17 protein-coding genes are annotated in these 19,320 nt (G+C 68.6%); 12 read left to right on the forward strand and 5 right to left on the reverse strand.

The features are described 5' to 3' along the window. Positions 1 to 4 precede the first annotated feature (4 nt). A complete protein-coding gene (locus HW466_RS01910; protein ID WP_174905363.1) occupies positions 5 to 1,198 on the reverse strand; it encodes a tyrosine-type recombinase/integrase in 1,194 nt (397 codons plus the stop codon). Positions 1,199 to 1,327: 129 nt separating this feature from the next. Beyond that, on the reverse strand, positions 1,328 to 2,503 hold the full coding sequence (locus HW466_RS01915) for a helix-turn-helix transcriptional regulator (RefSeq protein ID WP_174905364.1): 1,176 nt from the start codon (positions 2,501 to 2,503) through the stop codon (positions 1,328 to 1,330). Between the two features lie 238 nt (positions 2,504 to 2,741). Between HW466_RS01915 and HW466_RS01920 the strand changes: the two genes are divergently transcribed. After that, on the forward strand, positions 2,742 to 3,167 hold the full coding sequence (locus HW466_RS01920) for a DUF4377 domain-containing protein (protein ID WP_060347396.1): 426 nt from the start codon (positions 2,742 to 2,744) through the stop codon (positions 3,165 to 3,167). A 24-nt stretch (positions 3,168 to 3,191) separates the two neighbouring features. On the opposite strand, the gene HW466_RS01925 is transcribed toward HW466_RS01920, so the two are convergent. Both HW466_RS01925 and HW466_RS01930 read right to left on the reverse strand, forming a co-directional pair. Further along, positions 3,192 to 4,580 carry a DHA2 family efflux MFS transporter permease subunit gene (locus HW466_RS01925; protein ID WP_174905365.1) on the reverse strand — a complete coding sequence of 463 codons (1,389 nt, stop codon included), beginning with the start codon at positions 4,578 to 4,580 and terminating at the stop codon, positions 3,192 to 3,194. Positions 4,581 to 4,863: 283 nt separating this feature from the next. After that, positions 4,864 to 5,214, reverse strand: coding sequence for a VOC family protein (locus tag HW466_RS01930; RefSeq protein WP_057925050.1), 351 nt, complete (start codon positions 5,212 to 5,214; stop codon positions 4,864 to 4,866). 259 nt (positions 5,215 to 5,473) lie between these two features. Here HW466_RS01930 and HW466_RS01935 point away from each other — a divergent pair, with 259 nt between their 5' ends. The 10 genes from HW466_RS01935 to HW466_RS01980 all read left to right on the forward strand — a co-directional run bounded on the left by HW466_RS01935 (position 5,474) and on the right by HW466_RS01980 (position 16,173). Next, positions 5,474 to 6,613 (forward strand): LLM class flavin-dependent oxidoreductase, encoded by a 1,140-nt coding sequence (locus tag HW466_RS01935; protein WP_059774326.1) that lies wholly within the window; start codon positions 5,474 to 5,476, stop codon positions 6,611 to 6,613. 176 nt (positions 6,614 to 6,789) lie between these two features. Next, positions 6,790 to 7,983, forward strand: a complete 1,194-nt coding sequence (locus HW466_RS01940; RefSeq protein ID WP_174905366.1) for an acyl-CoA dehydrogenase family protein — start codon at positions 6,790 to 6,792, stop codon at positions 7,981 to 7,983. A gap of 10 nt (positions 7,984 to 7,993) precedes the next feature. Then, a complete protein-coding gene (locus HW466_RS01945) occupies positions 7,994 to 9,754 on the forward strand; it encodes an FAD-dependent oxidoreductase (protein WP_151004549.1) in 1,761 nt (586 codons plus the stop codon). Then, positions 9,751 to 10,269, forward strand: a complete 519-nt coding sequence (locus tag HW466_RS01950; protein ID WP_151004548.1) for a flavin reductase family protein — start codon at positions 9,751 to 9,753, stop codon at positions 10,267 to 10,269. The genes HW466_RS01945 and HW466_RS01950 overlap by 4 nt, the downstream gene beginning before the upstream one ends. A gap of 39 nt (positions 10,270 to 10,308) precedes the next feature. Further along, positions 10,309 to 10,479 (forward strand): hypothetical protein, encoded by a 171-nt coding sequence (locus HW466_RS01955; protein WP_155640021.1) that lies wholly within the window; start codon positions 10,309 to 10,311, stop codon positions 10,477 to 10,479. Positions 10,480 to 10,489: 10 nt separating this feature from the next. Then, a complete protein-coding gene (locus HW466_RS01960; RefSeq protein ID WP_151004546.1) occupies positions 10,490 to 11,539 on the forward strand; it encodes a ferredoxin--NADP reductase in 1,050 nt (349 codons plus the stop codon). 46 nt (positions 11,540 to 11,585) lie between these two features. Continuing rightward, positions 11,586 to 13,172 carry a FadD3 family acyl-CoA ligase gene (locus HW466_RS01965; RefSeq protein WP_151004544.1) on the forward strand — a complete coding sequence of 529 codons (1,587 nt, stop codon included), beginning with the start codon at positions 11,586 to 11,588 and terminating at the stop codon, positions 13,170 to 13,172. 37 nt (positions 13,173 to 13,209) lie between these two features. Continuing rightward, positions 13,210 to 13,548: an SDR family NAD(P)-dependent oxidoreductase gene (locus tag HW466_RS31780; protein ID WP_239005852.1), complete on the forward strand. Its 339-nt coding sequence runs from the start codon at positions 13,210 to 13,212 to the stop codon at positions 13,546 to 13,548. A gap of 644 nt (positions 13,549 to 14,192) precedes the next feature. Next, positions 14,193 to 14,870 carry a hypothetical protein gene (locus tag HW466_RS01975; RefSeq protein ID WP_151004542.1) on the forward strand — a complete coding sequence of 226 codons (678 nt, stop codon included), beginning with the start codon at positions 14,193 to 14,195 and terminating at the stop codon, positions 14,868 to 14,870. 106 nt (positions 14,871 to 14,976) lie between these two features. Further along, positions 14,977 to 16,173 (forward strand): glycosyltransferase family 87 protein, encoded by a 1,197-nt coding sequence (locus HW466_RS01980; protein WP_151004540.1) that lies wholly within the window; start codon positions 14,977 to 14,979, stop codon positions 16,171 to 16,173. Positions 16,174 to 16,274: 101 nt separating this feature from the next. Here the strand turns inward: HW466_RS01980 and HW466_RS01985 are convergent, their stop codons facing one another. Further along, entirely contained in the window at positions 16,275 to 17,861 is a 1,587-nt protein-coding gene (locus HW466_RS01985; protein ID WP_151004538.1) for a hypothetical protein, read from the reverse strand. Positions 17,862 to 18,420: 559 nt separating this feature from the next. Here HW466_RS01985 and HW466_RS01990 point away from each other — a divergent pair. After that, entirely contained in the window at positions 18,421 to 19,317 is an 897-nt protein-coding gene (locus tag HW466_RS01990) for a VOC family protein (protein WP_151004537.1), read from the forward strand. Positions 19,318 to 19,320 lie beyond the last annotated feature (3 nt).

Below are 19,320 nucleotides of genomic sequence, written 5' to 3' on the forward strand. Positions count from 1 at the left end.
CCGCTCACCAGCCGATCCGATGCTTCTCCTCGGTTTCGCTGTGCCGCCAGTCGTCGTCCGCATGCAGATACTGGCTCGTCGTCGTCAGCGACACGTGCCCGAGGTTGTCGCGCACGAGCCGCAGGTCGACGCGGCCGTCGGCCATGTGCGAGCCGGCGCTGTGGCGCAGCCAGTGCGCGGATGCCTGTTCGAGCACGCGCGCCTGTTCTTCGCCCGCATGTCCTTGCGTGCGCAACCGGTCGGCCGCGACGCGGAATACCTGCTTCACGATCCGGTGCAACGCCGCGCGCGTGAGCGGCTTGCGCGTGCGACCGACCGGCAGCACGAGCGGCGTCGTCTCGCCGTCGGCCGGCAGCGCGGGCAGGCCGTGCGCGCGCCGGTAGCGCGCCAGCTCGGCCATCATCTCGGCGGTGGCCGGCACGAGCCGCTGCCGGCCGCCTTTGCCGGTCACGTCCAGCCACCAGCGATCGCGCCCGTTCGCATCGCGCCGTGAAAAGAACTGCCCCATCGTGGTCTCGGCGGCTTCGGTGATGCGCAGCCCGCCCAGATACAGCAGCGTGAACACCCAGCGCGCGCGATCCGCATGGAACGCGGCGCGCGCGTCGTCGCGCGGCATCGCCGCGATCGCATCCTTGACCGCCTGCCACAGCGGCGGCGCGAGGTGGCGCGTGACGCGCGGCGCGGGCCGTCGTTGCCGCTGCCGCGACAGCGCGAGCGGATTGCCGGCCAGATAGCCGGCCTCTACGAGCCACGAGAACATCACGTTGAGGATCACCATCGCCTGCCGCTGGCTGGCCGCCGACAGCGGCCCGTAGAACGGCCGCCAGCGCGGGTCGCCGCGCGGATGCTTGCGGCCCCCGTTCGCGCACCACAGGTCGGCCGGCGCGGGCGCGAGCAGGAATTGGCGGTAGACGACGAGATCCTCGTGCGTGAGCGACGACAGCGGCTTGCCGCACGCGATCACGGCCCACAGCAACAGCCGTTCGGCTTCCTTGCGATAGTTCTGGAACGTCGTGGGCGTATCGACGAAGCGCGCGAGCCACGCGCGCACGGCGTCGAGGTCATGCGTCGCGGCGATCTGCGGATGCGCGCTGGTCGAGCGGTTGGTGCCCGCGCGTCCGTCGAGTGCGGCCGGCACGGTCAGCGTGTCGATCGGCTGCGGCCGCAGCGCGGCGCCGGGCGGAACGGGTGAGGTCATGCGAAGAGAGCGCGCGCGAAGCGTACGAGGAAGCGCCGATGGTAATACACGATCGCCACGCGGTGAAGCCGCCATCGATCGCGATCGTCCGGCCGGTGACGAAGCGCGACGCGGACGAGCGCGGCCGCATTACCCCAGCGACAACACGCTGTTCAGCAACGTCCGAACGAGCGTCGCCTGCCGCGTGACGCCCGTCTTCGAAAAGATCGCGCGCAGATGCGAGCGCGCGGTGTTCTTGCTGATGTCGAGTTCGTCGGCGGCTTCCTCGAGCGTCGCCCCGTTGACGAGCGCGAGCGCCAGCTCGGTCTCGGCCGGCGTGAGGTCGAACAGCTTGCGCACGATGTCGTGCGACGCCTGCGACTTGCGTTCGCTATCGCGGATGAAGATCGCGCACGCGGGCCGGCGCGGATTGTCCTCCGACCATTCGCTGAGCGGGACCGAGCGGATCAGCACGCCGAGCGGCGGCTTGCCGGACGGGCGCGGCACGGCGAGCGCCTGCGCGACCGTCGGCGCGCCGCCCGCGCGTTCCGCGAGCACCTGCCGGATCAGCTTCTGGAGCTTGCGGTCTTCCAGCGGATACGACGCCTCGAGCGCGCCGCCACGCACGCGCAGGCCGTCGCATTCGGCGAAGATTTCGTCCGCGACGGAGTTGGTCTTCATGATCGTGCCGCGCTCGTCGAGAATCGCGGTGGCGACCAGCATGCGGTCGATCGTGCTCGCGTACAGCATGCGCTCGGATTCGACCATCCCGAACTTCGCATGCAGGCGCACCGCGCGCTTCAGGTGCGGCAGCAACGCGTTGCAGGCGGCCTTGTCGGTCATGGAGAACGCACGCCCATGATGCGGGCGGCACACGCGGAACCGGCATTCGGTCCCGTCGGGCGTGCGCAGGTCGGCGCCCATCAGGTGGCCGACGTCGAACGGCTCGAGAAACTCGCGATACATCGCGCTGTCGCGCCACACGCCGACGCCGAGCAGCTCGTCGACGGTGACGACGCGATCGCTCGGCAGGTTCACGAACGGGTCGAGCGCGTAATAGTAATTGTTGTACGACGCGACGCCCGGCAGCGGCGCGCCGTGCCCGGACGCATTGATCATCAGGCCCGCGTGACCGCTGGCCGGCCAGCGCAGGATCATCGTCACGTAGTTCGCGTCCAGGTGCACGCGGATCCGTTCGAGCGCGCTGCCCCATGGCACGTCTTCCAGCGGGCCTTCGTAGATGGCCGCGACGAGCGCATCGAACTGCTCGAGCGACACGCTCGATCGGGCAAGGCTCGGGGAATGGGCCGGGGGCGCCGTGGTCATCGGGGTTGTCTCCTGTTGCAGCCGCCGGGTCGCGGTGCGCCGGGCATGCTGGTGCGTGCATGCGCACGCGCTCCGGGCGGCGGTGCGCAGCGGCCTGCACCGGAATACGGTAGCGTGGCGACGCATGCGCGACATACCACGAATGAGGGTGGCGGCACGCCCGATGCAAGCAATTTGTGAACTTCCGCGAAACGCCGTTCGTCTAAACGGCCCACCAATGCTTCTCGAGGAACACCAGATGATTCGCAACGCCCGAATGTTGCTCGGCACGGCCGTGATCGCCGGCAGCACGCTGCTCGCCGGATGCCAGACCGACGCGGCCGTGACGAACGACGCAAGCGCCGCGAACGCCACGAACGCCACGAACGCCACGAACGCGCGCGCCGATCGCCCGGCCGACGGCCGGCCCGTGACCAGGACCGTTTATGTTGCACCGCAGACGGCACGCTGCACGGGCGTCGCGCCAATGGACTGCCTGCAGGTGCGCGGCAGCCCGGCCGAACCGTGGAGCCTGTGGTACGCGGGCATCGAGGGCTTTGCGTACCAGCCCGGCTATCAATACGTGCTGGAAGTCGACGAATACCGCGTCGCGCAGCCGCCGGCCGACGGGTCGTCGATCCGCTGGGTGCTCAAGCGTGTCGTCGAGCGCCGTCAGGTGAACTGACAGCGCGCGCGCTTGCGGCGCCGCTTACGCGGACGGCCGCGGCGCGACCGGCTTCGGCGGGGCGGCGGTGTCGATCCGCCGGAACACGACGGACGACAGCAGCGTGACCGCGCCCATGCAGACGAACGACAGCACGAAGCCCTTCGCCATCGAGCCCCAATACGCGGCGAACAGGTTCACGAGCCCGCCGCCGATCGACACGCCGAGGCCCATCGCCAGCATCTGCATCATCGTAAACAGGCTGTTGCCGCTGCCGGCGTCGGCGTGCGACAGCCCCTTGAGCGTCACGGCGTTCATCGCGGCGAACTGCATCGAGTTCGCGGCGCCGAACACGATCAGCAATGCAATCTCCAGCACCGGCGCGGGCCGTGCCGAAACCAGCGCGAACCCCGCGATCGCGCAGCCGACGATGCCCGTGTTCACGACCAGGAAGGTCGCATAGCCGAAACGTTTCGCGAGCGGCGCGATCCAGCGCTTCGCGATCACGCCGGCGATCGCGGCCGGCAGCATCATCATCCCCGACTGCAGCGGCGTATAACCGAGCTGCACCTGCATCAGCAACGGCAGCATGAACGGCACCGCGCTCGTGCCGATGCGGCACAGCAGGTTGCCGAGCAGCCCCGAACCGAAGTTCGGCTCGCGGAACAACCCGAGCCGGAACAGCGGCTGCGCGCGGCGCCGCGCATGCGGCAGGTACGCGAGCGCACTCGCCACGCCCAGCACGGCGAGCCCGGCCGCCCAGCCGGTGCGGTGCGCGGGCATCGGCGGATCGATCGCCAGCGACAGCGCGATCATCGCCGCCGACAGCAGCGCGCAGCCGACGAAGTCGAACGGCGGCGGCTGCGTCGCCTGATCGTGCGGCAGGAAGCGCTGTACCGCGATGAAGCCCGCGACGCCGACCGGCACATTCACGATGAACACCCAGTGCCAGGAAATCGCCTGCGTGAGCCAGCCGCCTAGCGTCGGCCCGACGATCGGGCCGAGCTGCCCGGCGATCGACACGAAAGCGATCGCCGCGACGTACCGTTCGCCCGGCACGCGGCGCAACACCGCGAGGCGCCCGATCGGCAGCAGCATCGAGCCGCCGATGCCCTGCACGGCGCGCGCGACGACGAGCTGGCCGAGCGTGTGCGACGCCGCGCAGCCGATCGACGCGAGCGAGAACACCAGGATCGCGAGCGAGAACACGCGGCGCGTGCCGAACCGGTCGGCGAGCCAGCCGGACGCCGGCGTGAGCATCGCCATCGTCAGCGTGTAGACGACCACGACCGGCTGCATCGCGAGCGGCGACGCATGCAGGCTTTGCGCGATCGACGGCAGCGCGGTATTGACGATCGTCGTGTCGAGCGACTGCATGAAGAACGCGGCGGCGACGATCCACAGCAGCGCGGAGTGTGAGGGTTCGCGGGACATGACGAAACGGGAAGTGCGGCGACCGGCGCGGCGGCGACGTGACGGGCGACGCGGCCCGGCAGGCTCGCGCCGGCGCAGGGCCGGTCTACAAGCGCTCGATGGTACCGGTTCCTGCGGCCGTCGGGAAGTTGCCCGTGGGCATTCGTCGTCATCGGAATGGGCGATGGCGCGGCGCGGGATGTCCGGTCCCGTACGGCTCAGTGCCGAGCCCGCCCGTACCGGTCGCATCCGGCCCGGTTCCCGCTCGCCGGATCGCGCGGCATGCGCGCCGCGCGTGGCCGCATCACGCCGCGCGTTTCTGCGAAATCACCAGCAGCGCGCCGTTCCTGTCCTCCAGCACCGCGCGGTATTCGTGCGGCCCGGCCTGCACCGGCACGCGCACCGACGCGCCTGCCTTCACGACCCGCGCCATCGCCGCGTAAAGGTCGTCGTCCTCGTCCACGCGCAGTGTGAGGGCCGCGCGTTCGACGATCTGCTCGTCGCCGGCCACCAGCGCGATCGTCAGCGGGCCGCCGTCGAGCGCGCAATAGCGATCGCCGTCGCGGAACTTCACGTTCAGGCCCAGCCCGTCGACGAACAGCGGCAAGGCCGTGTCGATGTCGTCGACCGGGTACAGCAGCATCGATACCTTCATTCGCTCTCTCCCTTGTCGTGATGTGTACGGCACGCATCGCGCCGTCGTCCGATGCTAGCGCGCGGTGCCGGCCGCCACGCAGTCTGTTCGGATGACGGTGAAACCCCTCTGTCCCCGCGCGCACGCCGTTACTCCAAACAGACGATGCCCGGGCACGCCCGCGCGCCGACACTCCCATCCGTGGACCGTCGCTATTCGTCCGTATCGTGCGGGCGGCTGCACGACCCCGACTCGTCCAACACACATGGAGACGCACGCAATGAAGTTTTCCCTCATCTACGAAGCCCAGACCACCGACGCATCGCGCGAGGGCGACCACCGGGTGTTCAAGGAGACGGTCGAGCAGGCGCTGCTGGCCGAGCAGGTCGGCTTCGACACGATCTGGTGCGTGGAGCACACGTCGCTGACCAACTATGCGCACATGAGCGCGCCGGAAACCTTCCTTGCGTACCTGGCCGGCCGCACGACGCGCATCGGCCTCGGTCACGGCGTCGTGTGCCTGCCGCCGGCGATGAACCATCCGATCAAGGTCGCCGAGCGCGTCGCGCTGCTCGACATCCTGTCGGGCGGCCGCGTGCATTTCGGCGTCGGCAAGGGCGGCAGCCAGCAGGAAGCGGGCGCGTTCGGCTACGACCTCAACGAACTGCAGCCGATGATCGACGAGTCGATGTACCTGGTGCCGAAGATGTTCGTGCAGGACGAGATCGAGCACGACGGCAAGTACATCAAGATCCCGAAGCGTCCGATCCACCCGAAGCCGTTCCAGGATCCGCATCCGCCGATGTACCTCGCCTGCACGAACACCGATGCGCTGCTGCGTGCCGGCCAGCGCGGGATGGGCGCGCTGGTGCTCGGCTTCGGCGGCCCGGACGAAGTCGCGAAGAAGAACGCGATCTACCGCGACGCATGGGCGAGCCGCAAGCCGGAAGACCAGGTGGGCTTCCGCCCGACCCAGCACCTCGCGGCGCTGTGCCCGACGGTCGTGATGGCCGACGGCCAGAAGGCCCGCAAGATCGGCATCCGCGGCCAGCGCTACTTCATGGAATCGCTCGCGTACTGGTACACGGGCGGCGAGCGTCCGGACCCGGCGAAGTGGGGCGACGACCTCGTGCAGGCCGACACCGGCGAAATGGTGATCCGTTCGCGCTTCGCGTCGGAGGAAGTCGTCGTGAACTTCGCCGATCCGGCGCTCGCGATGATGAACCCGAACCATGCGTACGGCACGGTGGACGACTGCATCGGCTACGTGGGCCGGCTGCAGGAAGCGGGCGTCGACGAAGTGCTGTTCCTCTGCCAGATGGGCACGGTGCCGCACGACGCGCAGATGGAAACGATCCGCAACATCGGCGAGCACGTGATCCCGTTCTTCAACAAGGAGAAGGCGCGCGCCTGCGCATAAGGCCGGGCGAGCCGCGCCGCGCCGCGCCCGTCGTCCCTTCGGACGATGCGCCGCGCCCGCGCGAGCCCGACCATCGCCGGCAGGAGCCCTCGCTCGCGGCGCCGGCCGCGACGAACCACTTGGAGAGAGACCGGGGTGAGCGCCGCCGCGCGCGCCCCGCATCACAGGAGACATTCGTGCACCGCGACAACGATTCGAACGCACTGGCCGCCACCCTGATCGCCCGGGCCGAGGCGCTGGCGCCGACCCTTGCCGGCCGCGCCGCGCAGGCGGACGCGCAGGGCCGCATCCCGGCCGAGACGGTCGCCGACATGCAGGCCGCCGGCTTCTTCAAGGTGCTGCAGCCGAAGCGCTACGGCGGCTACGAGCTCGATCCGCAGACCTTCTTCGACATCCAGATGGCGCTCGCGCGCGGCTGCATGTCGACGGCATGGGTGTACGGCGTGGTCGGCGTGCACAACTGGCAGCTCGCGCTGTTCGACGAACGCGCGCAGCAGGACGTATGGGGCAAGGACCCCGCGACGCTGATCGCGTCGACCTACATGCCGGTCGGCCGCGTGACGCCGGTCGAAGGCGGCTTCCGGCTGTCCGGCCACTGGAAGTTCTCGAGCGGCAGCGAATTGTGCGACTGGGTGTTCCTCGGCGCGCTGGTGCCGCCGGCCGAGGCCGGCCAGCCGCCGGAATACCGAACCTTCCTGCTGCCGAAATCCGACTACCGGATCCAGCAGGACTGGGACGTGCTCGGCCTGCGCGCGACCGGCAGCCACGACATCGTCGTCGACGACGCGTTCGTGCCCGCGTACCGCACGCACAAGGCGCTCGACGGGATGATGGGCACGAGCCCCGGCCTGGCCGTCAACGACGCGCCGCTGTTCAAGCTGCCGTTCGCGCAGATCTTCGTGCGTGCGGTCTGCACGTCGTGCATCGGCGCGTTGCAGGGCGCGCTCGACGATTTCACCGGCTATGCGGCCACGCGCGTGTCGGCCAACAGCGGTGCGAAGACGACCGACGATCCGGGCGCGCAGAGCGCGTGTGCGAACGCGGCCGTCGCGATCGACGAGATGAAGGTGCTGCTCAAGCGCAATTTCGCGGAGCTGATGGCGTCGGTGACGGGCGGGCCGGCCGTGTCGATCGAGCGCCGCGTGCATTTCCGCTACCAGTCCGCGCAGGTCGCCGAGCGCTGTGCGCAGGCCGCGAACGCGCTGCTGCGCTATGCGGGCGGCAACGGCATCTATCACCGCAATCCGCTGGTGCGCCGCTTTCTCGACCTGCATGCGGCCCGCGCGCACTACGCGAACAACGTGGATCGCTTCGGCCAGAACCTCGGCGCCGTGATGCTCGGCCGCGAGAACACCGACTACTTCATCTGACGAGGCCGCGATGAACGACACGCAAGCGCAGCAATACGTGTTCGACGTCGTGGTCGTCGGCTCGGGCGCGGGCGCGCTGCTCGCGGCATGCCGCGCGGCCGACCGCGGACTGTCCGTCGTCGTGATCGAGAAGACGGCGCTGTACGGCGGCACGTCGGCGGTCTCGGGCGGCGGCATCTGGATACCGTGCAATCACCATATCGCGGAGCTCGGCGCGACCGATACGCGCGAGGCCGCGCGCCGCTATCTCGACGCGTGCACGGCCGGCGCATCGTCGCGCGAGCGGCTCGACGCGTATCTCGACCAGGCGCCCGAGATGTTGCGTTACCTCGAAACGAAGACGCCGGTGCGCTACCAGGCGCTGCCGAAGTACGCGGACTATTTCCAGAAGCTGCCGGGCGCGATGCCGGGCTATCGGGCGCTCGATCCGCTGCCGTTCGACGGTGCGCTGCTCGGCGACGAGCTCGACCGGCTGCGTCCGCCGTCGCCCGGCACGTTGATCGGCGGCCGCGTGGCCGTGACGTCGAAGGAGGCGCATACGCTGTTTTCGCGCGGGCCGGGCTTCATGAAGCTCGCGATCGCGCAGTTCGGCCGCTACTGGCTCGATGTCGACGTGCGCCGCCGCACGCGGCGCGACCGGCGCCTGACGCTCGGCAATGCGTTGATCGGCGGGCTGCGCCGTGCGCTGCTCGAGCGCAACGTGCCCGTCTGGCTCGACACGCCGATGCGCGATCTGCTCGACGTGGACGGCCGCGTGACGGGCGTGCGCGCGCAGCGCTTCGGGCAGCCGGTGACGATTGTCGCGCGGCGCGGCGTGATCCTCGGCGCGGGCGGTTTCGAGCGCAACCAGCCGATGCGCGAACGCTACCTGCCGCACCCGACGCAGATGCAATGGAGCGCGACGCCGCCGGCCAACACCGGCGACGCGATCGCCGAAGGTCATCGGCTCGGTGGCGCGCTCGCGTTGATGGAACACGTCTGGGGCGCGCCGACGGTCGGCGTCGCGGGCGAGGAGAAGCAGCGCGCGCTGTTCGTCGAGCGCAACCTGCCGGGCTGCGTGATCGTCAACGGTCTCGGCCGGCGTTTCGTCAACGAAGCCGCGCCGTATTCGGAATTCGTGCCGGCGATGTACCGCGACCATGCGCGCACCGGCGCGTGCGTGCCGGCGTGGATGGTGTTCGACGCGCGCTTTCGCCGCAAGTATCCGTGCGGACCGATCATGCCGGCGTCGATGATGCCCGACTCGCGCATTCCCGATGCATTCCGCGACGTGCTCGTGAAGGCCGACACGATCGATGCGCTCGCCGCGCGGATCGGCGTCGATGCGGCCGGGCTGCACGACACGCTGCGCGACATCGCGCGCTATGCGGCAACCGGGATCGACGAAGCGTTCGGCAAGGGCGACAACCTGTTCGACACGTACTACGGCGACCCGACGAGCCAGCCGAATCCGTGCCTCGGGCCGGTCGACGAGGCACCGTTCTATGCAGTGCGAATCGATGCGGGCGACATCGGCACGAAGGGCGGGCTCGTTACCGACGCGCACGCGCGCGTGCTGCGCGCCGACGGCGCGCCGATCGCTGGCCTGTATGCGATCGGCAACACCAGTGCATCGGTGATGGGCACGAGCTATCCCGGCGCGGGCTCGACGCTCGGTCCGGCGATGACCTTCGGGTTCATCGCGGCCGATCACCTGGCCGCGCAGGCGGCCGACGCCGGAGGCCGGTCCAACCAGCCCTCCACGACCCAACTTGACGGAGTCCAATCATGAGCGATCTCACTACCCATCCGCTGCGCACCGACATGCTGCTCGCGATGCGCCGTCTCGCGCGCTCCGTCACGGTCATCAGCAGCGTGCACGACGGCCGGCGCTACTCGATGTCCGCGACGGCGGTCGATTCGCTGTCGACCGATCCGCCGTCGCTGCTGATCTGCATCAACCGCAATGCGTCGCTGTATCCGCCGCTCGATGCGGGCGCGCCGTTCTGCGTGAATGTGCTGTCCGCACGCCACGAGGGCATCGCGATCGACTGCAGCGGCCGCCTGAAGGGCGAGGCGCGCTTCACGACCGGCGAGTGGCGCGCGTCGCCACTCGGCGTCCCGTATCTGCACGATTCGCAGGCGAGCCTCGTGTGCGAGCAGGACGGCCGTTTCGAATACGGCACGCATACGGTGTTCATCGGGCGAATCCGCGAAGTGCTGATGAGCGGCGACGTCGATCCGCTCGTTTATCTCGACGGTGCGTACACGACGCCCGGCGCGCCCGCGAACCGTGCGGCCGCGTGACGGCGGCGCGCGTTTCATCGCATCGGAAAGGGACGACTCATGACACGCAGACTGAACCGCCATATCTGGAACGGTGCGGACACAACTATTTTTCAAGAGCTCGTGCAGTTGATCGGTGCTGCTGCAACGCAGGTGCTGAACGCGTTCGCATGCATCGCGCCGGCGCTCGCGTCGAACCTGGCGCGGAGCCGTGCGCCCGGTACGCCATGAGGAGCCGGCGATGAGCGATTCCCGTTTTTACCGGCTGACCGTCGCCGACGTCATCGCCGAAAGCGACGATGCATGCTCGTTCGTGTTCGACGTGCCCACGGCATTGCGCGATGCGTTCGCGTATCGGCCGGGCCAGTTCCTGACGCTGAATGTGCCGTGCGCCGGCGCGAGCGTCGCGCGCTGTTACTCGCTGTCGAGCGCGCCGGGTATCGACGCGGCACCGAAGATCACCGTCAAGCGCGTGCGCGACGGTCGCGCGTCGAACTGGCTGTGCGACCGCATCCGCGCGGGCGATGCGCTCGACGTGCTGCCGCCGGCCGGTGTCTTCACGCCGCGCACGCTCGACTGCGACCTGCTGCTGTTCGCGGGTGGCAGCGGCATCACGCCGGTGCTGTCGATCCTGAAGTCGGCGCTCGTGCACGGCCGCGGGATGCTGACGCTGATCTATGCGAACCGCGACGAGCGCTCGGTGATCTTCCGCGACGAACTGCGGCAGCTCGCGCAGCGCCATCCGGGCCGGCTGCGCGTGATCCATTGGCTCGACAGCGTGCAGGGCGTGCCGCACCAGCGGCATCTCGAGGAACTCGCGCGGCCGTTCAGCCAGCAGGAAACGTTCATTTGCGGGCCGGCGATGTTCATGGAGAACGCGCTCGCCGCGATGCTCGGCCTCGGGCTGCCGCGTGCGCGCGTACACGTCGAGCGTTTTGCGTCGCTGCCCGATGCGCCGGTGCGGGCCGATCCGGCTGCATCGTCCGCGACGGCGCCCGCCACGGCCGCCGGCGATGGCGCGGCGATCGAGACGGTGCTCGACGGCGAGACCTTCGCATTTGCCGGCGCGCCCGGCGAAACGCTGCTCGATGCGATGCTGCGCGCGGGCCTGCCGGCACCGAATTCCTGCCGGATGGGGCAGTGCGGCGCGTGCATGTGCCGTATCGAACGCGGGCAGGTGGCGCTCGACGGCAACCACGTGCTCGACGACGACGAGATCGCGTCCGGCTGGACGCTCGCCTGCTGCGCGCGGCCCGCGAGCGACGCGCTGCGCGTGGTGTTTCCCGATTGAGCCGCGACGCGCGTGCGGCGCGCGCGGCAACCCTGTTGCGATGCCTATGACGATGGACAACGAAATCCTCACCACGCCCGCGCTGATCGCGCGGGCTGCCGCGCGCCACGGCGCGCATCCGGCGATCGAGTCGGAGCACGGCCGGCTGACCTATGCGGAACTCGACGCGGCGCGTCTCGAGGCGGCGCGCGCGCTGCTCGCGAGCGGCATCGATGCCTGCGACCGGATCGCCGTATGGGCGCCGAACCTGCCGCAATGGATCGTCGCAGCGCTGGCGATCCACACCGTCGGCGCGATCCTCGTACCGGTCAACACGCGGATGAAGGGCATGGAAGTGGGCGGCATCCTGCACGACAGCGGGGCACGGCTGCTGTTCTGCTGCGGCACCTTCCTCGGCGAATCCTATCCGGCGATGCTCGCGCCGCACCGGCCCGCGACGCTCGAACGCGTCGTCGTGTTCGACGGCGAACCGCCGTCCGGTGCATGCGACGAAACGTGGAACGCGTTCCTCGCGCGCGGTGCGGCGGTGCCGCTCGCCGCCGTGCGCGAGCGTGAGGCGCAGGTGACACCGGATACCGTGATGGACCTGATGTTCACGTCCGGCACGACCGGCCGCCCGAAGGGCGTGATGACCGCTCACGGACAGAACCTGAAGGCCGCACAGGCGTGGGCCGCGATCGCCGGCGTGCGCCGGGACGACCGCTATCTGATCGTCAATCCGTTTTTCCATACGTTCGGTTACAAGGCGGGGTGGCTCGCCGCATTGTCGAGCGGCGCGACCGTGCTGCCGCATCTCGTGTTCCAGCCCGCCGACGTCCTGCGGCGCATCGCCGCCGAACGCGTGTCGGTGCTGCCCGGGCCGCCGACGCTGTACTACGCGCTGCTCGATGCGCCCGAACGCGCGACGCACGACCTGTCTTCGCTGCGAATCGCGGTGACGGGCGCGGCCGCGATCGCGCCGAGCCTGATCGAGCGGATGCGCGCGGAGCTCGGCTTCGAGACCGTGCTGACCGGCTACGGGCTGACCGAATCGTGCGGGTTCGCGACGCTGTGCCGTCATGGCGACGACGCGCAGACGGTCGCGTGCACGTCGGGCCGGCCGATGCCGGGCGTCGAGCTGCGCATCGCGGGTCGGGACGGTGCCGCGCTCGGGCCGGAGGAAACCGGCGAGATCTGGGTGCGCGGCTACAACGTGATGCGCGGCTACTTCAACCAGCCGGAAGCGACGCGCGAGGCCGTCGACGCCGACGGGTGGCTGCATACCGGCGACCTTGGCTGCGTCGACGCGAACGGCAACCTGAAGATCACCGACCGGATCAAGGACATGTTCATCGTCGGCGGCTTCAACTGCTATCCGGCCGAGATCGAGAGGCTGCTGGCCGCGCACCCGGCGATCGCACAGGTCGCGCTGGTCGGCGTGCCGGACAAGCGGCTCGGCGAAGTCGGGCATGCGTACGTCGTGCTGCGTCCCGGCGCGCACACCGACGCCGACGCGCTGAACGACTGGGCACGCGGCAACATGGCGAACTACAAGGTGCCGCGGCATTTCACGTTCGTCGACCAACTGCCGACGAGCGCGGCCGGCAAGGTGCTGAAGTACCGGCTGCGCGCGGGCGCCGAAGCGGCGGCCTGAGCGCCGGCGCGCGATCCGTGACCAACGGGATGAACGCATGAACGACAACGGATTTCCACCGGGGGCGGTGCTCGTGTTCGGCGGCAGCGGCGGGATCGGGCAGGGCGTTGCGCTCGAATTCGCACGCGCCGGCGTGACGGTCGCGCTCGGTTATCGCAGCAAGGCCGACGTCGCCGAGCGTGTCGCGCGCGACCTGCGCGACACAGGCGTCGCCGCCACCGCGCATCGCGCGGACGTGACCGATCCCGCGCAGATCGACGCGCACAGCCGCGTGCACACGAACACGTCAGTTGCTCTTGGCGCCCGATTCGTCGAATCTGGCACACCGCCGGCGAACGGGATCGTCGGCCCACATTCCATGCATCGACGCGCGTGAGCGCCCATCTCGCCGCCCACTCGTTGCGCACACATCGTCCTCGGTAATCACCCTGACCCGCATCGCGGGATGACGTCTCTCTGGCCACGCATGGCCCGGGCGGGGTCACGTCGATGAAACATTTTTCCCGGGCGTGTGGTGCCACACGCGCTTGCCGGCCGTTGCGGCTTCGTGGATGCCGATGGCCGCGCACGCTTGGCCGGCGCGCGTCGCAACGCCCGATGCGTAGCTTCCCTGCATCGGCCACGGCGCTCCCGCGCCGAAAACAGATGCGTTCCTGAAACATTTCCGTCGATTCCCTCCCGCATAACCCCGGGCGTCCGGCCGAGACGCTTGCCCGGCACCGGTCCGCGCCGCATGGCACATGCCTTGCGGTTAGGCCGGTGCCGCTCGACACAACCGCGATCGATATCAACGACGAATCGCGAGAGCGGCATGCAACGACATCGAAATATCGGGGATCGGATCGAGCCGCGCAATGGCGGCCGGTCGTGTCGGACGCGCAATGCGTCGTTTCGAAGACACGAACGGACACCGCACGCGTGCGATCCGTCAAACAGCAAGCTTGCTTGCGAGATGTCGTGTCGGGGGCCCGCTGCGCGTGGCGGCATGCGCTGCACGCGGCGGGTCGGCGCGCCCGGCACATGTCGGGGGAGACGCCCGTGAAAACGACTGTGAACCAATGGGCAGCGCTGGCGATCGTGTTCGCGGCTGGCGCGCACGCGCAGGAAATCTACCTGCAGGGCGGCACGCAAGGCGTCGGCATCGGCGCGGCCGTGAGCTTCAACGCCGTGCTGGGCGCACACGCGGATTTCAATGCGATCAATCTGACGCATGACTTCACCGTGGCCGGCAATCGCTATCAGGACGACATCAAGCTGCGCCAGGGCGGCCTGTATGCCGATATCTTTCCGTGGCGCGGCAGCGGCTTTCGTGCAACGATCGGGTTGCGCTTCAACGACGACGAAATCCGCGGCGTGTCGGTGCCCACCAACGGCACCTACGTGTTCGGCGGCAAGCGATATCCGGCGCTGCCCGGGATGTACGCGGTCGCGGAGGCGCGCTATCCGGCCGTGATGCCGTATGCCGGGATCGGCTACGGGCACCGGCCGGCATCGAAAGGACTCGGCTTCGTCGCCGATCTGGGCGTCGCATACGGGATTCCGCGCTGCTCGTACACGCTGTCGCCGGCGCTCGCTGCCGCAGCCGGACCGCAGAAGAGCCAGGTTCTGGCCTCCAGCGGCCTCGACGAACTGAACCGGGTAATGTCGCGGTATCGGTGGTATCCGGTCCTGCAGATCGGGATCTCGTACCGGTTCTGAGCGGCACGCGCATCACGGCACGGCCATGCGAAGCATGCGCAGTGTCGGCCGCAGCGCGGCCGGGCGTCATCCATGCTTCACCGGAACACATAGCGCGGGGTGGTCGATGGAGCGGGTACGTGCAGCGGACGATCGTGCAGCCGATGGACGGCGCGTCGGCACGTATGCCGTCGCGGCGCTCGCGCTGCAGGTTCTCTTCCTCGGCGTCTGGGTGATCCGCTATTACCTGTGGCACGACCGGTCCGCGCCGATGGTCGGGTCGGACTTCGCGATATTCTGGGCAACGGCGCGGGTCGCGCTCGAGCACGGCCCGACCGCGATCTTCTCGCCGCAATGGATTCAGCCGATCGAGGCCGCGCTGCGGCCTTTCGACGATTTCGCGCCGTGGCCGTATCCGCCGACCTTTCTGCTCGTCGTCGTCCCGTTCGGCTTGATGCCGTTCGCGAATGCCGTCGTTTTGTTCGGTTTGCTGACCATCGCCTGCTATGTGGCAGTCGTCGCGCGACTGACGCGTTCGCTCGACGGACAGTGGCGGCTCGCGATCGCCGCGTTTCCGGGGCTGATCGGTGCCGCGCTGACGATGCAGAACGCGTTTCTGACCGTCGCGGCGGCCGGCGCGGCGCTGTTGATGCTCAGGTCGCGCCCGATCGTTGCGGGCGCCTGCATCGCGCTCCTGATGGTGAAGCCGCAATACGGCGTGCTGTTCCCGTTGGCCCTGATCTGCGGACGGCACTGGACGGCGCTGGCCTCGGCGGGCATGTTCAGTGCCGGACTCGTCGCGGTCTCGGCGATCATATTCGGGTGGCAGGCGTGGATCGCGTTTTTCGCGTTCCTGCCGTCCTTCGATCGCGGCGTGATGGCGTACGGCGAGACGCTCTGGCGCGGCATGCCATCGATGTTCGGGTTCGCGCGCGCCGCGGGCCTGTCGATTCAGGTCGCATACGGCTTGCAAACGTGCGTCGCGGTGGGCGCCGTCGTGGCCGTCGCTTATGTATGGATTCGCGCGACGCGCTTCGAATTGCGTGCGGCCGCACTGGCTGCCGCGACGCTGCTCGTTCAGCCGTACTTCATGTATTACGACTTGTTGTGGCTGGTGCTGCCGGTCATCTTCCTGCTGCTCGACTGGCACAACGTTCGGCCGGACCGGCTCGAGACGGCCGTCCTGACGCTCGCATGGCTCGCGCCGGCGCAGGCGTTCGTCGCGGTCATTACGGGCACGATGTGGCCGGTCGCGTCGGCGATCCTGGTCGCGGTGCTGGCGGTGGTCGTGCGGCGAAGCATGCTGTCGGCCGCGGCATCGTGACGGATCATCGTGTGCACGGCGGCCGGGGCGGGCGAATCTGCGGAATCGCGACGGGAGACGTCGCGCGACGTTCGCGTCGTTGGCGTCGTGGGTTGACGACGTTAGCTAATGCGAATCAGTGCGGCACTGACGGGGGCCACCGTCACGGCGACCTGGCGGTTCGCCACTGCAAGCGTCTGCTGCGGCGACCCGTTCCATGCGCCATTCAGCGCGACCGCCAGTCCGCCGAACGTGATCGGTGTGCCGCCGTTATAGATGCCCGGATTGGCCAGTTGGGCATTCGTCGCGTTGCCTGACGAAGCAAGCGTCATCACTGTCGCGCGCGACGCCGGCGCATCGAGCGTGACGGTAACGTTTGCGGCGCTGGCCGTATCCTTGTTGTTGATGATCACGTAGGTCGCGCCCTGGCTGGTCGCGACCGCGAATGCGCTCACGGCCGCCGTGCTCGTGCTCAGCGTCGTATTCAGGAGTTGACCGGCGCCGCCGCCCGAGAAGATTTGCGAAAAGAAAAGCAGTGCGTAATAGAGCGGCTGCACGGCCGTGACTTCGCCTTGCGAATCGGCGATCGCGGTATAGCTCGTCATCGATCCGTTGTTGTGGAAATTCAGGCCGCTCGCGCCGTACTGCGCATGCGTGAAGATGAAGTCGATCGCCCACAGCGCACTCGCGAACACGTTGCTGACACCGGCCGGCTTCGTGCTGTTGAAATACGAATTCGTCTCGTTCATCCGGAACGGCACGCCGGCCTGCCGCGCGGCGGACTGCATGTTCTGGAGCGCCGTCACGAGATTCGTATCGGGGTAGGCGAGCATCCCGGCGATCGACGGCGCGCTGTCGTTGTAATTGCTGATGTAGTAGTGCTCGGTCAGCAGTGCGATGTTCCTGCCCTGGCTCACCGCGAACTGCTCCGCCCAGCCCGGCGTGTCGCTGGCGGCGGACGGCCCGCTGAACACGGCGCCGCTGACCGCACCCGCGATCGCCCGTGCGAACTGGTTCCATCCAGCGATCGCCCCTTGGGCGACCGTGCCGCCGTTCAGGAAGATGTCGTAGGTGATGCCGGCCAGGTTCGGCGTCCTGCTGCCGCCGTATTGATCGGGTTCGTTGCCGATCTCGAACGCGAGCAACTGGCCGCCGAGTTGCTGTGCCACATACAGCGCTTCGTCGGCCGCTTGCGATGGCGACGTCACCGAGCCATGCGCACCGGCAAAATTGATCCCGTAAATCACCTTCCATGCGGGACATTGCTTGAGACACGCGACGAATCGCGCCACGTCGATACGCGAAACCTGCCCCCGGATTTTCCCCGGCCCGTCAGGTGCCCACGTCATGCGGTCAACGCTGTTCCCGCCGATGCGCAGCACGCCGCCGCCGAGCCTGTTGAGCAGGCCGATCAGGTTCGTGTTGTCGGCGCGGAAGCAGTTGTTGTTGATGTGGGCTTTCTCGAAGCTGAGGCTCGCGAAGTGGGCATCGAGCGCGGCAGTGCCGGACGCGGGCTGCTGGACGGCGAGCGTGAGCGAGACGCCGTCCGGGCGCGGATCCGGCGGCGGTGCGTCGGATCCGCCGCCGCCGCAGGCGGCCAGCATCGATACGGCTGCATACGTGCCGAGACGAATGAAGTCGCGCCGGTTCATCGCCGCCGACGCCTCGTACACGTCGGACAGCGAAAGCGGGTTTTTTGTGGTTTTCAATGGGTGATCCTTGTAGGCCGTTATTGATATTTTTGAAAGACATTAAACGCCGCTTTCGTAACATACCCGTTACAAGGGTCGAAGTCCATGACGCGTGTGTCGACGTTTGTCGACGCGCTTCGCAGTCCGTTTCCGGAAAACCGGCTGACGGCTGCGGCGCTCACCGAGGGGGCGGATGCCGTCGCGCCGGTCGGCTGAAGGCGACGCGCGTTGCGCGTGCCGACGCTCGATTTCCACGCAGAAGAAGCAGCCGCCCCGGCCGATTTTTCGCGAATTCCTGACGTTCAGGCCGTAAGAAAGATAATCCACCGGGCGGGCTATTCCTCGGATCCGCACGCGCCCCGCCAGCGTTGTCGCAGGTGTCCAGGCATCGCTTCGGCCTCCCTCTCCCGACCTCCGTTGCCGCGCCGCACCAAGACAACGCCGTTTCCCCCAACGCACTGGCCGCGCCACGCTCCCGCCTCCCACCGGCTCTCGTCCCAACAGACGATGTGACGCCATCCCCGACCGTCCAGAATCCTTTCACGAACAACGGAATCTGAACCTGGAGGAGGCCGACATGATCGATGTCCGTGCGCTCGGCTACGTCGTCGTCGAAGCGACCCGCGTCGATGCGTGGCGCCGCTACGCGGAAGACGTGCTGGGCATGCAGGCGCTCGACGCACCCGACGGCGCGCTGTACCTGAAGATGGACGAGCGCGATTTCCGCTACGTGATCGTCCCCGGCACGGCCGATCGCTATTTGGCGTCGGGCTGGGAGCTGCCCGACGCCGCCGCCTTCGACGCCGCGCTCGCGGCGTTGCAACATGCGGACGTCGAGGCCGTGCGCGCGACGCGCGACGAAGCCGCACTGCGCCGCGTGCAGGCGATGGCGTGGTGCACCGATCCTTCAGGCAACCGCCACGAGCTGTACTGGGGCGCGCGCTGCGACTTCCGCCGCTTCGTGTCGCCGCTCGGCGTCGCGCGCTTCGTCACCGGCGACATGGGTCTGGGCCACGCGGTGCTGCCCGCGCCGCAGTTCGACGCGACCGACGCATTCGTGCGCGGCGTGCTCGGCTTCGAGCTGTCCGACATCTACCGCGTGAAGTTCACGCCGGACCCCGTCGAACCCGAGAAACGCATCCATTTCATGCACTGCCGCAACGCGCGCCATCACAGCCTCGCGCTGTTCGAGATGGCCGTGCCGTCGGGCTGCGTGCATGTAATGGCCGAAGTCGACTCGATGGACGAAGTCGGCCGCGCGCTCGATCGAGTTGCCGCGCACGACGTGAAGATGTCGGCGACGCTCGGCCGGCACTGCAACGACCAGATGATCTCGTTCTACATGAAGACCCCCGGCGGCTTCGATCTCGAATACGGCTTCGGCGGCCTCACGGTCGACTGGTCGAAGCACGCGGTGTTCGAGGCCACCAAGGTGAGCCAGTGGGGCCACGATTTCAGCATCGGATACCGGTAAGCC

This window comes from Burkholderia territorii, from assembly GCF_902833055.1.
Taxonomy (GTDB): domain Bacteria; phylum Pseudomonadota; class Gammaproteobacteria; order Burkholderiales; family Burkholderiaceae; genus Burkholderia; species Burkholderia territorii.